Here is a 15,987-nt window from a genome sequence, read left to right on the forward strand (position 1 = left end):
ACCCCTGAACGCCTTCCAGATCGCCTTCGAAGGCCGGCTCACCCCGGCCAACAACTGAACCCCAACAACCAAGATCAGCCGTTAACTGGACACACCCCCTCGACTCGGCGAGGACTCCAATAGGAGTGCTGGTGGCAGCAGGGCAAGTAGCAGGATCAAGATCCCCGAGAGAGTCGCTTCGTGAGGACTGCAGGGTGTCCGGATCGAGGGTTCGGGTTACGAAACGATGTGATCGTCTTTATCGTGATCTCACCTGCTCTATCCAGATGATGGAGTGGAGCGAAGCGTGATCGGATGCGGTCGGCCGGCGGCCGGACCATGTTGGGGGGGCGACTCGTGAGCGGCGGGATGCAGGGAACTGGGGAGCCACGGTCCGCGACTACCCAAGATCGTTTGTCTCGTGGGGGCACCGTCAGTCGTGAGGTTTACGCTTCGACCAGCCAGATGTGAGCAGCGTGTGAAGGAAGTGCGATGTCGGGGCTGCGGGTGGGGGATTTCGTCTACTTCTCCGGTTCACCGGGGGTCGGGCGTGTAGGGGCAGATGAAGGAGACAACGTTCGGGTCGATTTCTTCGAGTCGATTGCGGAACCGGTTGCGCTGCAGCAACGCATCGCTGCGCGGTCATGCACGCCGGTGTCCTTGCCTGAAGAGACGCGGGTCTACCGGCGGGATCCCAGCACAGGCGTATGGATCGTGGGACGGGTGCGGGGAAGCGCCCCGGGCATGTACTATGTGCAGTTTCCCAATCACCCAGACGTGCATCTGCCGGTCAAAGCTGCAGAATTGCACGTGCGTTGGGACAAACCGGTACGCAATCCGGTGGCAACGCTGGGGGCAGGAGGAAACGAATCCGGCTACTTCCACGACGCCCGCCTGCCGATGCTGCACAGCCTGATCGCCCAGCGCAGTGCGAGCGGCAGCATCCCGGCGTTGCTGTCCGCTGCTGTGGAGATCTACCCCCACCAGGTGCAAGCCGCTTTGACGGTCCTATCCGACCCGGTGCAGCGCTACTTGCTGTCCGATGAGGTCGGGCTCGGAAAAACCGTCCAGGCCGGCTACGTCATTCGCCAGACGTTGATCGACGACCCTCGCGCGAGCGTCGTCATTGTCACGCCCCAACCCCTGGTGAGGCAGTGGCGTAGCGAGCTGCTGGAGAAGTTCTTCATCGACGACTTCCCTGATGCGCGCATCACTTTTACTAGCCACGAGACCCCCCTCGAGTGGGAGACCTACCGGGACGTCGATCTCCTCGTCGTGGACGAGGCGCATCTCCTCGTCCACGACATCGTCGAGCCGACGCAATCCCCGTACCGGGAACTGTGCGGCATCGCCCACTCGGCCGTGCGACTGCTGCTACTGTCGGCCACTCCGGTCACCTCTCACTACGTCACCCACCTCGGCCTGTTGCATCTACTGGACAAGGACCTGTATCGGTGGGACGACCGTGCCGCATTCGAGGAGCGCTACCGGCGGCGCAAAGACCTGGCCGATGGCGTGTTCCAACTGGATTCCTACTTTCCCGCGCTACTGCCGATGACCATCAAGAGCCTGCGAGAACTCCTGCCGTTCGACGCACGCTTTGAGGACTTGGCTGCCGACGTACTGGCCCTCCTTACCGATGACGATGAGTTGACGGATGAGGATCAGGCCCCTGAACTGGGCCTGCGTGTTGAGCGCCTGAGGGCTCACCTCGGCGAGACCTACCGCCTGCACCGGCGAGTCATCCGTCACCGTCGCGCCTCCGTGCTGCAGGATGATGAAGGATCGGACCTGGTGCCCTACGAGGTGAGAGGACGCACCCGGCCGCGTCTGCTCGCGGTGGATTTCGAAGAACACCACTTGAGCCAGGCGCTGCTGCTCGAGTGGCGCATGCTCGTCACCGACGACTTGATGGACGCTGGGGGCAGCAACACCCAGTACGCAGCCTTCGCCATGGCATTGGCGGTGCTGGCCTCCCGGGCCGGCGGTCTGGCGGAGGACCTGCTGCGCGCTCTGCGCTGGCGTATCCATCACGACCGATCCGCCGCTGACAGTGCTGGACTCACCGAACAGGAGCGACAACTGCTCGCCGCGCCGCGGACGCTGCCGGCCGAAAGCACCCTGCTGGAGACCTACACCCAGCAGTGCGCCAACTTGCCCGCTGCCACCGCGCGCTCGGCCCTCGCCCAACTGTTGGCGCCAGTGATCCGTCGCGGGACCAAGGTGGTGATCTTTTGTGGTGCAGGTTCTCTCGCCACTCAGGTGGCGACTGCGCTCGGTGACGCCCATGCCTCAACCACGGTGGTGGGCTTGCACACGACGGCAACTAGTGCGGATGCCTGCGAACGTGTGGTGCAGGCATGGCGTGCCCCGCAGGCCGCGGGACTGTGTCAGGTCCTTGTCGCTGACACATCGGCCGAGGACGGACTGAACCTTCAGGTCGCCGACACGGTGGTGCACATGCGGCTGCCTTGGTCCCCCAACCGCCTGGAGCAGCGGATCGGCAGGGTGGATCGCTACCGGGGCGTGGAGTCGTTGCGGCAGAATCGGCCCGCGCAGCAGTTCCGCGTCGGTGACCGCGAAGGTAACGAGATGTTTTCCGGGGCCTGGGCCGCCCTCCTCCACGAGGGGTACGGCCTATTCACCGCATCAGTTTCGACCCTGCAGGACATCATCGCAGAAGGGCTGACCGTGGTGTGGCGAAAGGCGCTGGCCGACGGTCCCGCCGGACTCACTACTCTGGCACCTGACCTGCGCGAGAACCTCCGCGAGGCCAAGCGGGACATCGACAGAATGGACATGTTGGAGTCCATCCATGAGACGTCGGAACAGGCCCGTCAGACCACGAGCGCACTCGATCGCCTCGAACAGGAATGGCGAACGTTGCGGGAAGACTTGGTGCACTACGCTGATGACAGCAGTGGTGGGCTGCGCTTCCGCCACGACATCCGTACTGTTGCCGGTCACCAACGTGACCGGTTCGATGTTGCCTCCTCGCGCCCCCTGATCGACCCCCGACGCCACAAAGCGGCCACCGACAGCATTCACCCTCACATGTCCCAGGGCGTGTTCAACCGGTCAGCCGCCCTGCGTGCGCCGGGGACCCGGCTCTTCCGCGCGGGCAACCCCTTTGTCGATATGCTCGCCAGCATCGTCTTCGCCGACGAACGCGGACAGGCCACGGCCTTCCGACGCTTTGATCCGGCCTGCCGAGGCGCTGACGAGGCATACTTCGGATTGGAATACCTCGTGGAGGCCGACATCGACTCCGCCCTGGAGCGTGTCGATGACGTGCCAGAGGCCAGGCGAGCGCTGCGGCGCCAGGCCGACCGCTTGCTAGCACCGTTCACCCGCAAGATTTGGGTGCCGGCTGGACAGCGCGGGGTCCTCACCAATGCCAAGGCGTGTGCCTGGCTGGAAGCCCCTTATGGCAAACCGGGCGACCAAAACTATAATTTCACAAACCATCAGCAACTGGTCGCCGTGTTCGGAGGCGGGCCGGAGTACAGGCGGGCGGCCGAAGCGGCTCAGGACGTTGCTCACGCCCACCTCGTCCGGGCGACCGATCTGGTGAGCAAGTGCCTCCATGCTCAGGAGCAGGCGCGACAACAACTTGCCGTGGCGGCCGCGCAGGCGCAGGCGCGGCAGGCGGCCGGCCATCTACTAGGCGATACCGAGAGCTACCTGCTGGATGTTGCCGTGGCAGAGGAGTTGACAGAGGGACTGAGCCATCCTTCGGTGCGTGTGGTTGCCGCCACCTGCATCGTGCGCGGTGGGTACCGGGCGGTTAACCACCGTGGCTGATTTGTGGGCGCACGCCCAGGAGTTGTTTTCGGCCTGGCCCGAGGTGCCCGCGACGACGGCGACGGGGACGCTGCGGCGGCTCAGGGACGCTCTGGCCGACCGGGCGGCCGACCGCACGAATGCGGTCGACTGGCGCGACATCGCCGCCCTGACTCGCCAAGTCTTGCTGGAGGCGGCGGTCAGGGGCAACCATGCCGGCCTAGAAGTGCCGTTGGATGCGGCTCTGCCTAACCGCGAGCAGTGGGGCCAGATGGCGTGCAGGACACTACCCGCGGGACGCGGACTGCGTGTCTTCGCGCGGGAGTGGCACCCGCGCGCTCTGACACCCCAAGCGCTGGAGAGCGCACGGGAGGACCTGAAGCAGATCCACCTCGGAGAGGACTCACCGCACCGGCGTCACCTCGTCTTCCAGCCGGCCGACCCCTATTGGACCGAGGCCCTCGGCTACCAGGAATACGTCTCCGTCGGACAGCAGCAAGCCGCACGGGCCATCGCGCTGGCGCCCGCGGGCAGCACAACTATCGTGTGCCTGCCGACCGGCCACGGCAAAACCGCAGTCGCCCAAGCCGCAACGCTGCTGGCAGGCGCCCGCGCGGGAGTGTCCATCGTGGTCGTCCCCACAGTCATTCTCGCCTTGGACATGGAGGCTAGGACGCAGGCCGCCCTTGCGCGCCACGGCAGGCAGAGCCCAACCGGCCGCTATGCCTACACCGGCGGCATGCCGCAGGAGGTCAAACGACAGATCTGCGACGACGTCCGAACCGGTCGCCAACGCGTGCTGTTTACTTCCCCCGAAGCGGTAGTGACGGCGCTGAAGAAGCCCCTGGAGGACGCAGCCGAAGCCGGACTGCTGCAGTACTTCGTCATCGACGAGGCGCACCTGGTAGAACAGTGGGGCACCGGCTTTCGGCCCGAGTTCCAAACTATGGCCAGCCACCGGCGTACCTGGCTGCGCAAGGCCCCCAACGGCCACGCGCCAGTGACCGTGGCGATGAGTGCCACGCTCACCCACCAGCAGGTCGGCCTTCTGGAGCAGTTGTTCGCCGAGGAAGGGCAGACCCAAGTCGTATGGGCCTCCCAACTCCGGCACGAGCCCAGCTACTACGTCGACACCTGCCCAGACGGCCAGAGTCGAGACCAAGCCGTCATCGAGGCAGTCGCCATGCTGCCGCGACCCCTGGTTCTGTACACCACCCGCGTCAAGGACGCCGTCGATTGGGTTGAACGGCTCCGCCAGGCCGGCTTCCGCCGCGTCACCCAGGTCACCGGAAAGTCCACTGACGACCAGCGGCGGCAGGCTCTCGAAGGCTGGGCGGGAGCGACCCCGGCCGGGCCTGAGGCTACTCGCTTCGACGTGGTGGTGGGCACCTCGGCCTTCGGTCTGGGCGTCGACCTCGCCGACGTGCGAACCGTGGTCCACGCCTGCCTCCCGGAAACCACAGACCGCTATTACCAGGAGGTCGGCCGCGCCGGGCGTGACGGGAATCCCTGCGTCGCCTACATGGCCACCGCCCCCGAGGACGAGGAACTGGCCGAGAGCATCAACCGCAGCCCGCAATTGACCGCCCAGCGCGCCTGGGCCCGGTGGCGGGCCATGTGGCTGGGGCGCACTGCCACCGAAAGCGGTGCCCACCGGCTCAGCCTCGAAGCCCTGCCTGCCGACATGCCCGAAGGTTTCGGCCGGCACCGCAGTTGGAATGAGCGCATCCTCAACTTCATGGTGAGAGCCGGCCTCATCAAGGTGACCATTCCCGAACCCCCACATCGCGGCGTGCAGGAAACTGACGCGGCTTGGCAAGGACGTCTCGACGTGTTCTACACGTCCCTGGGAAAAGAATTCGACATCTCCCTCGTGGACGGGCAAACCAACGACCGTGCCTACTTCCTGCAGCGTTTCGACGGCGTTCGCCAACTGATCATCAATGATCAGCGTGACGCCGCTGGCAGACTGCGAAGAATCCTGCGCAGCGACCGCTGCTGGGGCGAGGCACTGGCCGATCACTACCGCGTGCCCTACCGCCAAGGTGTCCTGACCACAGGAGTCACCTGCCGCGGATGCCCGCCCTGCAGAAAGCAGGGCCCACCGCGGACCGCCCCCGAGGGCTACTACCGGCTCGCGGTCGAGCCCTGGCCCGCGGTGCCGTCGTGGCCGAACCGACCCGAGGACCCCCTGAAACAGTTTCGGGGTGACCTGCCTTGCCTTTCCATCTACTGGGAAACTGATGAGGAGTTCACCGACCTGATTCCCGAACTGCTTGAGCACCTGGCCGTGCGGGGGATGTCGGTGGTCGGCGGCCCGGGGGTTGCCCGCCTCGCCACCCGACGAATTCAACGCGACGTGCGCCCCCACCCCGTCATCGTCGACAGGGACGAGGACCTCCTGGGGCGCTACACAAACCCGATGGTCTGGCTGCTGGATACTTCCAACTCCCACATGGGAGAGGATCTGGCGATGCGCTTCGATTCCCAGGATGTAACGTACCTGGTGCACCCGCGGTCTTTGGCGCACCCAGATCGCCCCGACATCCCACTTGTTGCAATCCACCGCGCCCACTTGTGGGTGCGTACTGCCTTGGAGTCATTCTAGTGGCCCTGCTGCTCGCGGAATCTTCGATACCGCCCTTTATGTGGGCCGTCGTTCGTCTCCTTGCCACAGAGCGAAAGCCGCTGCCGACCGATCGCGCGCGGGTGCTTTTGGCTCCCCCCTCCCTTACCGAGGGCAAGGAGAACAAGACCTTCGACCAAGCCTTGCGCAGCCTTCGCGAGTTGCAGTTGATCACCGACGACGAAGCCCGGCTCTCGCTCGCTGGACACGCCTGCGACCTCGACGGCACGGACTTCCCATCCTTCAGCAGCGCTCTGCGCCAGGCCGTCCTGGCCGAGGAGCTCAATGCCGGACTGGCCGACGACGCAGGACAGACCGGTTCGCGCGACCTCACCCGCATCCTCGTTTGGTTTCTGTCCCGCGACCCTCTCGATGAGCCGACCACCTGGGAGATCGTCCAACGCGAGCAGTCCATCGACCTGAATTCTGATGCAGGCACTGCGTTGCAAAACGACACGCGATGGAATCGCTTCGTACACTGGGCGCCGGCCCTGGGCCTGGCTGCGGCCCCTTTGCTGTCCAGCAGCGGAAAGGGCCCCCTGCTGCCGGACTGCACAGAAGCCGTCAAGCAGACGGTACAAGGGCTGTGGCCTGTCGGGGAAAAAGTCAACGCTGTGGACGCAGCACGAGCCCTGCGCACTGCCCTGCCGGTCCTGCCCGGCGGTGACTACGCCAACGCCATGGGCATCTCCGACCCGGGCGCCCAGTCAGCCGGGCCCACCTTGTCCTACGCCCTGCTGCGCGGCGAAGACGAAGGCTGGCTCATTCTGCAGCAGGACGCCGACGCCCAGCGCGTCTTGACCCTTCATGACCCCGACCGCCCGTCGCACTACGTGTCCGACATCGTCATTTCGGAGGACCAGCATGGCTGACTTCCGCGGCTTCCTCTGCTGGACGCCCGAAACAGCGGCCGCGACGATCAACACCGAGGCGGTCAGCCCCTCTCGTGCGGTCTTCCTGGCCACGCATGCGCCGCTGCGCATTCGCAGGGCCGGCCTGGACGGACGTGCCATCGTCTCCGACGGCCCCCTCATTGACGAGAACACCGTCCTGAAGGACTTTCTGTCGCTCCAGTCTGACACCGGCGCGCTGCTGTTGCCGATCGTCGGTGACTCCGGGACAGGAAAGTCACACCTGGTGCGCTGGGTGCGCGAGAACCTGCCCCCCTCGGACAAGTACGAGATCATTTACTTGGAGAAGGCCAAGACCAGCCTGCGCGCTGTGATCGACGCCCTCCTCGCCGATGCGGACAGCGGGGCGCTGACTCAATTGCGGGCCGACATAGACCGGTTCACTGACAGCGTGGACGCGGCCACGTTGAGCAGGCGACTGGTCAACGCTCTGAGCGAGGCCCTGGCCGCCACGACAGCCCGGGACGTACCTCAGCACGCCCGGCCGCTTGCCGGCCCCCGCGGCCTGACGGTCGTCCTGCAAGACCCCCACGTGAGCGCCTTCATGCTCGAAGAGGGCAAGTTCATTCCGCGACTGGCGAAACAATTGCTGCAGGACCGCGCAGAGGGCGAAATGGACCGCCCCATGGCGTTCACCATGGATGACCTCCCCACCGACCTGCTGGATCTCCATCGCGCCGCCCAGATCACGATCAAGCTGATCAATGTGATCTCGGGCAGCACACAACTGCAGCAGGCCGCCGTCGACCTGCTGAACCAGCATCTGGAAGCGGCCGTCAAACGGGTGGCGAGCCTAGGAGCGGGCCGCCTGCAGGACGCCATGTTGCAGGTGCGGCAAGAGTTCGCCCGCAAGGGCAAAGAGATCATCCTGCTCATCGAGGATTTCGCGCTGATCCAAGGCGTACAGAGAGACCTCCTCGATGCAGTCATCGAGGCCGCCAACCGCTACGGCAGCACCACTCTGGCGCCGATCCGCACCCTTATGGCTGTCACCACGGGCTACTTCAGCGACCTTCCGGAGACCGCACTTACCCGTGTGCGGGCCACCGCCGGCTACGTCTACAACCTCAATGTCCCCTTCACCAGGGACGACCGGGGCGAATCCGAGATCACCTCGTTCGTCGGACGGTATCTCAACGCCGCCCGAGTCGGACGGGACGCCCTGGAAAGGGAGGGTGAGCGGCAGGTCCTCAATCCCTGTGAGACCTGCGACCTGGTCTCCCGGTGCCATGAGCAGTTCGGGGTCACCTCCGAGGGCTTCGGCCTGTATCCGTTCAATCCATCCGCGCTGGTCCGCACCATCCACTCGACGGCGCCGCGCAACGACCCCTACGCGTTCGTGCCGCGCACCGTGCTCGGCAGCGTGATCCGTCCCGTGTTGGTCGACCATGCCGGCGCACTCGCAGAAGGCATCTTCCCCGACGCCCGATTCCGCACGCAGTTCCCCACTGCGGACATCGACGAACCGCTCTCCACCGACGTGCAGGAAGTCGTAGAGGCAGAGGACCATCTCGACGCCGACCGCCGGAAGATCGTCCTTGAGTTCTGGGGCGGAGCCCCCGACCACGCCGGCGCGCTGCCGTCCGCAGTCGCAGAAGCCTTTGCCCTGGAAGCTCGTACCTTCTCCGGGGCAAGCGCCACTCATCGGAAGCCGCGCGGGGTCCCAACAACGGAACCCCCCACCACAGACGAACTCCCGCCATCCCTGCAGGCCAAGGTCAGGGCAGTGGACGACTGGCTCACGCGAGAACACGTCCTGCAGCAGGCCGTGGCCCTCGATATCCGCACCGTCATTGCAACCGCCGTGGCGCAGCGTCACCGCTGGGTCAATCCGCTGATGCGGGAACAGACACAGACGACGATCCGCGCAGCCTGGCCCTCCAATGCCCGTGTGGTCTCGATCGAAGGCGCATCGGAGAACATCCAAGGTGCTGGCACAGCCCCGATCAAGTTCAAAAGAACGGCACGCAACAGCCGTTACCTGCGCAGCGTGCTGCTGCTGAAGAACGGCCACCCCGCCCAGCGGGCGGAGCACGTACGCCGGCTAAGCACAGACGCCGACCACTACACCGCGTCGCTCACCGCCGCCCTGCAGAGAAACCTGCAGATCACCGATGACGACTTGGTCCTCGGGCTGCGGGCAGCCCTGATCGGCGCCGCTCTGGCCGGGCTGGCATGGCCCGGTATTGACGAGGCCGAACTACTGACGGTCGCATTCGCCGACGGACGCTCCTGGGCGCGCCAGGACGCCGCGGACCGCGAAGGTGCATGGAGTCGGACCTTGGAAGCCCACCTCCATTACCGACTCCCCCTCGTCGAACGGCTCCGCGACGCCCTCGGCGTGGCCCAGGGCGACGGAAAGCCGCGGCTGATCGACGCAGCCAGGGCGCTGCCGCTATTGCGCCGAGCAGCAGCACTGTGGGACTGGCAGGTGACGGCATCGGAAGTACCAGAGTGGGTGAAGCCAGCCGTCACGAACTTCGCAAACTGGACGAGCTTGGTGCATGCACAGAATGCATCCTTGCGCCGGAAGTTGGACGACGTACGCCGACATCATCCGCGGGGCACGACCGGGGCGCAGGTCCTGGCCGCCGTACGCGAAGCGCTCCTGGCGGCAGAAAACGCCAGCATTCCAGTTCCGTTGGCCACGCGGACGGATATCACTGAACGTCTGGCGCGAGCGCAGAATGTCGACTGGAAGGTCCTCACCCAACTCGAGGACGAACTCCTGCGGGCGGAGGAACCCGAGGCCTCTAACGCGGCCCGCATCATATCGGCCGTGCGTGACCGAGGGGTCACCACTCAGGTGGTTAGCGGCCTGCTGCAGGCCAGCGATGCATGGTTGACCAGCGCTTTGGCGCACGCCGCATCCCGCACCAACTCTCATGGCGATGAGGCGGCCCGTGGCGTCCAGGAGCTTTTGACCGAATGGCGGTCGCTGAGCACACCGAAGGAGGACTGATGAGCGCGCCCTTGTCCGTGCTGCAGAAGGCAGAGCGGCTGCAGGCTGAGGCACGCCGACTCAACGAGGGAGAGAAAGGTGAGGAGGAGGCAAGGCGCATCAGCGAACGCATCAGCGTCCTGCGCAACGAGTTGATGGCCCTGCAGCGAGGCCTGCGCATCGCCCGCTCCCTGATGGCTCAGCCGGGGGCGGGAGACGTTGACCTCTCCGGGCTCGACACGGGTCTAGCAGCGTTCACCCGCCAGTGCGAAGGCGGACTGCCTCCCAACCCTGCCTTCACCAGAGCTTCGACAGCGGTACGAAAGGTCTCCGATCGCATTTCCCACGACACTCTGGAGTCGTGGCGGCAGTGGACGCAAGCCCAATTGGCGGCCTTGCAGATGGCGCGGCAGGCAATGCTCTCCCTGCAAGATCAGACGCGGGCCAAAGCACTGCTCCAGGACCTCACCAAAACTGCTCGCGCCGATGTCGAGGCAGCCGGGATCACCCTGTTCGCGAACGCTCACGCTGAACTTGCTGAGTTGCTCGACAGCGCGCCACCGCCGCCGGAAGGACTGCAGACGCTCCTTGACCGTCTGGCCTCCGGCACTTTTTTGCTGCTCTGCGACATCACAGACGAGGAGATCGCGCTGCTGCGTCGTGTCGATCTCGATGCCGATCTGGAAGTCCGCAGGAGGCGCACGTGATCACACCGGCACATGCCCGTTTCTACAACCACGTCCTCAACGCGCTCGAGGACCGTGAGTTGCCCCTTGTCTCCTGGGGGATCACCGACGGCGCGCTGACCGAGAGCGAAGTCCTTGAGGTCATCGATCTCTGCCTGCCCGACGCTCCGCAGGAGGCGGGAGACATATCGGGCGAAGACCTACTGTATGAATTCCGCGATCGTGCGTGGCTGTTCAAGGTGCCTGACACTTCGCCCCCGCAATATCGCACGCGACTCGCCGAGACCGTTCGTCTCGCAGCACAGTTGCGGCAACTATTCCCCTGGCAGGTCCGCGACGATTCCACTCCGTGGTGGCAGACGGGCAAACGGCTTGTCGCCGACTACCGCCTGCACACCGCACCACGCCGCTACCCTCAGCGCAACATCCCTGCGGCGACCGCGCTGAAGGAACTCGCCTGCCTGCCAGGCTGGGACCGCCTGCAGCACCTCGTGGCACAAGCGCAGATCGGCTCCCGTGACCTCGCCCGGTTCCAGATCGATGCCGCCGCGTCGGTGACCAATGCCCTTAAGCGCCCTCATTCCAGCGGTGTGATTGTGGGGGCCGGCACCGGCAGCGGCAAGACGTTGTCTTTTTACCTGCCGGCCTTCGCCGCCATGGCCGAGCGTGCCCGCCCGAACAGCTTCCGGCTGCACACTCTGGCGCTGTATCCGCGGAAGGAACTCCTGCGTGACCAATTGCGCGAGGCGCTGAGCACCGCCAGTGCCCTGGAGTCCACCCTGCAAAGCTGCGGGCGTCGTCCGCTTCGCCTTGGAGCGCTCTACGGAGACACGCCGTACGACCCCCAGGACACGAGACTTGAGCCCGGTGCCAACAGCCGCGCGGCCTGGAAGCGAACCCAGCAAGGCGCCATCTGCCCCTATCTGACGTGCCCGCAATGCGAGCGCGGTGAACTTCTCTGGCACGACGCGGACCGCCGCAGCAACAAGGAACGACTGGCCTGCCTCGCCTGCCAGAGCGTCATCCCGGAGGGCCGCCTGGCTCTCACCCGCCAATCCCAGCGCCAGCAGCCACCGGACCTGCTGTTCACCACCACCGAGATGCTCAACCTCTACAGCGCCGCCGGAGGCATCGGCCGACTGCTGGGCTGGCAGGCAGGCGCCGTCCCCTCACTGGTCCTTCTCGACGAGGTCCACACCTACGCTGGGCTCCACGGGGCGCAGACGGCCCTATTGCTGCGCCGATGGCAGCAGGCCGTCCGCAAACCGGTCACCTTCGTCGGGTTGAGCGCCACACTGCGCGACGCCAGCGCTTTCTTCGCCCGGCTGGTGGGTCTGCGCGACAACGACGTTGAGTACATCCAGCCAGACGACAACAGCATGGACGAGGAGGGCCGCGAATACGCCCTCGCACTGCGCGGCGATCCGATCGCGGGTAGCAGCCTGCTGTCCACATCCATCCAAACGGCCATGCTCTTCGGGCGCATGCTCGACCCCGAGGAGGACGCTGCCCTGTACGGATCCACCGGATTCCTCTTCACCGACGACCTTGACGTCACCAACCGGTTCTACGACGACCTGCGGGATGCCGAGGGAAGGCAAGACCGCTACGGCAGGCCAAATGGCCGCCATCCCGCCCTCGCTGCCCTCCGAGCTCCGGCCAGTCCCCAGCATCACGCCCGCTATCGCGACGGCCAGTCATGGGACCTCATGGAGAAGATCGGCCACGTGCTCGCCCCTGGCGCGGGCAGCCACGTCCTGCGCGTGGCGCGCACGTCGTCGCAGGACGTCGGGGTCGATCTGCACGCAGACCTGACAGTGGCGACCGCCTCTCTCGAGGTCGGATTCAACGACCCGCGCGTCGGACTGGTCCTCCAGCACAAGGCACCCCACGATGCAGCTGCCTTCATCCAGCGACGCGGCCGCGCCGGTCGTCAGCGCGCCATGCGCCCGATCACGGTCATCACCCTCTCCGACTACGGCCGAGACAGGCTTGCCTACCAGGCTTACGAGACGCTGTTCCAGCCGGAAGTGGCCGCCCGCCATCTGCCGGTCAACAACCGCTTCGTGATCAAAATCCAGGGAGCGCAGTCTCTGCTCGACTGGGCCGGACGAAAACTACGATCCCGCCAGATCTGGAACGATCCCAGGCAACTACTGACCGCGCCACGAAAGGGCAGCAAGACTCAGGACAACGGTTCTCGCGAGCAGTTGGCGCACTTGCTGGAGAGTCTGCTGACCACGGCCACCCTTCAGGACGATCTCGCACGTCACCTCAGAACCGCACTGCAATTGAGCGCCGATGAGGTGCAGGCCCTGCTGTGGGAGGAGCCGCGGTCGCTCCTGCTCAGCGTGGTACCCACCGCGACTCGCCGGCTGAAGAACAACTGGCAGACACTCCAGGAGAAGGACCCCGGCGCCGATCCCGGGAGCATGTTGCCAGAGTTCGTGACCCGCGCCCTGTTCGACGCACTCAACGTACCTGAGGTCGCACTGACGCTCCCCTTCGCTGCACGTCAGGCTGCCGGAGGCCCAGAGCAAGAGAGCACCGACGAACTGCTGCCGATCGCCAGGGCTCTTAGAGAAGCCGTACCCGGCCGGGTCAGCCGCCGTTACGGCCATCAACGGGACGACCACCGAACTTGGCTTCCCATCCCCCCGCTCGGCCAGGACACCCTAGAACTGGACGAAGCCCTCGTCCCGGACCCGACACGCGAAGGCCGATGGTTCCCCCGAGGGTACGAAGCGGGCCTGGTCGTACTGCGCCCCCACCGCCTGCATCTCAGCCGGCCGCCCAGACAAGTAGCCGACCGGTCACAAGGCTTTCCGTTGTGGGGCTCTCAGATCGTTGTCCACGCCAGTACCTCGCCCCTGCCCGGGGACGTTCCCCGCCCTTCCTCATGGCAGGACCGCATCACTGCCGTCGGCTTCTCCCTGCACGCGGCAGGCAACCCCATCGAAGTGCGCCGGATGACTACCGGAGCACGCTTCGAGGTCAGCTACGACTCGGGCACCACAGATGCTCGAACGGTGCACTACACCTGCAACGGGGAACCGGCCGCCCTCGGATTCCAACTCAGTGTTGATGCCGCCTCCTTCACCGTTGCCCCGCTGGACACCACCCGCCCCGAGATCGCCCAGTACCTCGCCGCACCCCAATGGCGGACCCTGGCCTTCTTCCAGGCCGTAAACGATGATCCCGCACTGGCAGAGGTGACGAACCAGTTCCAGCGCGGTTGGCTAGCCCTGGTCTACCTGACATCGTTCTCCCTGCGAGGCATAGGCGACGACAGTCCCGATCCGTCTTCGATCCGTGCCGCACTGGCAGGCGGCAGTTGGCGGGAGGACCTGGCGGAAATCCTCGGCGTGCTCTACCGCGACGAGCCAGCCGTCCAGCCCACCCACACCAACGAACGGCTCATCGCCACACTTACTGAACTGAGCGACGTCCGCACCGTCGTGGACGCCTTGGACCGGGCCGGATACCTCCTGGTGGCATCGGACGTCGCCGTCCGCACCACCGACCTGGCACAGCGGGCCTACACCGACACCGTCGCCGCTGCCGTCCTTGCTGCAGCACTGCGTGCCTGCCCGGACGCACAGGACTCCGATTTGATTGTCGACGTAGTTCCTGCAGCCGCGGACGATCATCCGGCCAGCGTATGGCTGAGCGAGACCTCCATCGGCGGTCTGGGAGTGATCGAACAACTCTCTCGCTACTACGCCGAGGACCCACGGCGCTTCTGGCGTCTGGTTGAGACAGCCCTGACTCCCAACGATTATGAGTACGTCGACACCACCATTACCCGACTCTTGCGCCACGTCACCACAGCGCCGACCGGCACGGCGGCACAGGCGATGGCAGATCTGCGGGCCCGCACCTCCGCAGCCGATTCCCGCCAAGCACTCACCGACCTCCGCAAGGCGTGGAGCACACTCGACGGCCCGCCACGCCACAGTGCCGTGGCAGCCCTGTCCACGCGACTCCTCCGGCCGGGCAGCAACCCCACCACGGACGCCAGCGCACTAGCCGTGATCGATGCATGGCAGGCCCTCGAACTCCGACTCGGCGTGGAAGTCGACGCCCGCGTCGTCGCCTATGCCGTCGGCTCCGGACGCCTGCCCACCGGCCCCGGCCTACGGCTTTCGGCCGACCAGGCGTTCAGCCTCCTCTGGCCGCGGGGCCGGGACGCCAGGACCCATCACCTTCGGTACTACCAGCCCTACCTCGATCGCCCACCCGTTCTCGACCGTTTGCTGGCTGCCGCAGCCCACGACGAGCAACTGCCGTGCATCGACGTCACCGAAGACGGCTGGGAAGAGCGCTACCAAACCGCCATAACGCAGCATGCCGCGGTGGAGTTGACCGCTGACACGAACGCCGCGGCGGCGCTGTCCGACGCCATCGTCCGTGTACCTGTACTGACCGTGGACTGGGACGTGCTACGCCTGTACGGAGAGATGCAAGGGATGCGACGCGACGGCGGGCAGTGGCGCGTCCGAGTAGACATCCGGGAGGCTACGCAGTGAACGGCCTTGAGCGCCCCGTACGCACCAGCAGGCATACCGGCGTGCGCGCGGACGCCATTCTGGCCATGGCCCTCGTCGGAGAACTCACCTTTCCCGGACCGGTGATGTGGCTGGTCTCGCCTTGGATCAGCGATGTGAAGATCCTCGACAACAGCCAGGGAACATATGACGCCCTGTTCGACGACAATCCCCCCAGCAGTTGCTCATTGGCCGATCTGCTGGCACGGATCGCGATGGCCGGCACCTCTCTGACCGTGGTCACCCGCCCCGACACGCACAACGCCCGGTTCCTCACACGGCTGAATCGCCTAACCCCCCTCCACACCGTGCGCATCGTCCGGAACCCCACCGTGCACGAGAAGACAATCTGCGGCCGAGACTGGATGCTTACCGGATCCATGAACTTCACGGTGCGCGGCCTCCTGGAGAACGATGAGGCGGTGAGCTACAAGGTGGGAGGCAAAGACGCGGCCCAGGCACGGCTGGAACTCGCCCAGCGATGGAAGGAACATCAGTGATCACCCGGCGCCCG

At 65.7% G+C, this 15,987-nt stretch carries 7 protein-coding genes; all 7 read left to right on the forward strand.

The features are described 5' to 3' along the window. Positions 1-471: 471 nt before the first annotated feature. Genes dpdE through dpdK form a run of 7 tightly spaced genes read left to right on the forward strand, consistent with a single transcriptional unit; the run spans position 472 to position 15,973 of the window. On the forward strand, positions 472-3,783 hold the full coding sequence (gene dpdE, locus IH54_RS0126725; protein WP_031521499.1) for a protein DpdE: 3,312 nt from the start codon (positions 472-474) through the stop codon (positions 3,781-3,783). Next, positions 3,776-6,370, forward strand: a complete 2,595-nt coding sequence (dpdF, locus tag IH54_RS0126730) for a protein DpdF (RefSeq protein WP_031521501.1) — start codon at positions 3,776-3,778, stop codon at positions 6,368-6,370. The genes dpdE and dpdF overlap by 8 nt, the downstream gene beginning before the upstream one ends. Next, entirely contained in the window at positions 6,370-7,260 is an 891-nt protein-coding gene (gene dpdG, locus IH54_RS0126735; protein WP_031521502.1) for a protein DpdG, read from the forward strand. The genes dpdF and dpdG overlap by 1 nt, the downstream gene beginning before the upstream one ends. Next, a complete protein-coding gene (dpdH, locus tag IH54_RS0126740) occupies positions 7,253-10,261 on the forward strand; it encodes a protein DpdH (protein ID WP_031521504.1) in 3,009 nt (1,002 codons plus the stop codon). The genes dpdG and dpdH overlap by 8 nt, the downstream gene beginning before the upstream one ends. Next, the gene (locus tag IH54_RS0126745) at positions 10,261-10,947 is read left to right on the forward strand and encodes a hypothetical protein (RefSeq protein WP_031521506.1); all 687 of its coding nucleotides are present in this window, start codon (positions 10,261-10,263) and stop codon (positions 10,945-10,947) included. Before dpdH ends, IH54_RS0126745 begins: the two co-directional genes overlap by 1 nt. Continuing rightward, a complete protein-coding gene (gene dpdJ, locus IH54_RS0126750; protein ID WP_052397905.1) occupies positions 10,944-15,455 on the forward strand; it encodes a protein DpdJ in 4,512 nt (1,503 codons plus the stop codon). Before IH54_RS0126745 ends, dpdJ begins: the two co-directional genes overlap by 4 nt. Continuing rightward, positions 15,452-15,973 (forward strand): phospholipase D-like domain-containing protein DpdK, encoded by a 522-nt coding sequence (dpdK, locus tag IH54_RS0126755; protein ID WP_031521510.1) that lies wholly within the window; start codon positions 15,452-15,454, stop codon positions 15,971-15,973. The genes dpdJ and dpdK overlap by 4 nt, the downstream gene beginning before the upstream one ends. The last annotated feature ends 14 nt before the right edge of the window (positions 15,974-15,987 follow it).

The organism is Streptomyces sp. NRRL F-5123, from assembly GCF_000721495.1.
In the GTDB taxonomy this organism is placed as follows: Bacteria; Actinomycetota; Actinomycetes; order Streptomycetales; family Streptomycetaceae; genus Actinacidiphila.

Excerpts from the sequence above, each read along its gene's own strand:
- IH54_RS0126745 (WP_031521506.1), top strand. The coding sequence starts at position 10,261 with ATGAGCGCGCCCTTGTCCGTGCTGCAGAAGGCAGAGCGGCTGCAGGCT.
- dpdH (WP_031521504.1), top strand. The coding sequence starts at position 7,253 with ATGGCTGACTTCCGCGGCTTCCTCTGCTGGACGCCCGAAACAGCGGCC.
- dpdE (WP_031521499.1), top strand. The coding sequence starts at position 472 with ATGTCGGGGCTGCGGGTGGGGGATTTCGTCTACTTCTCCGGTTCACCG.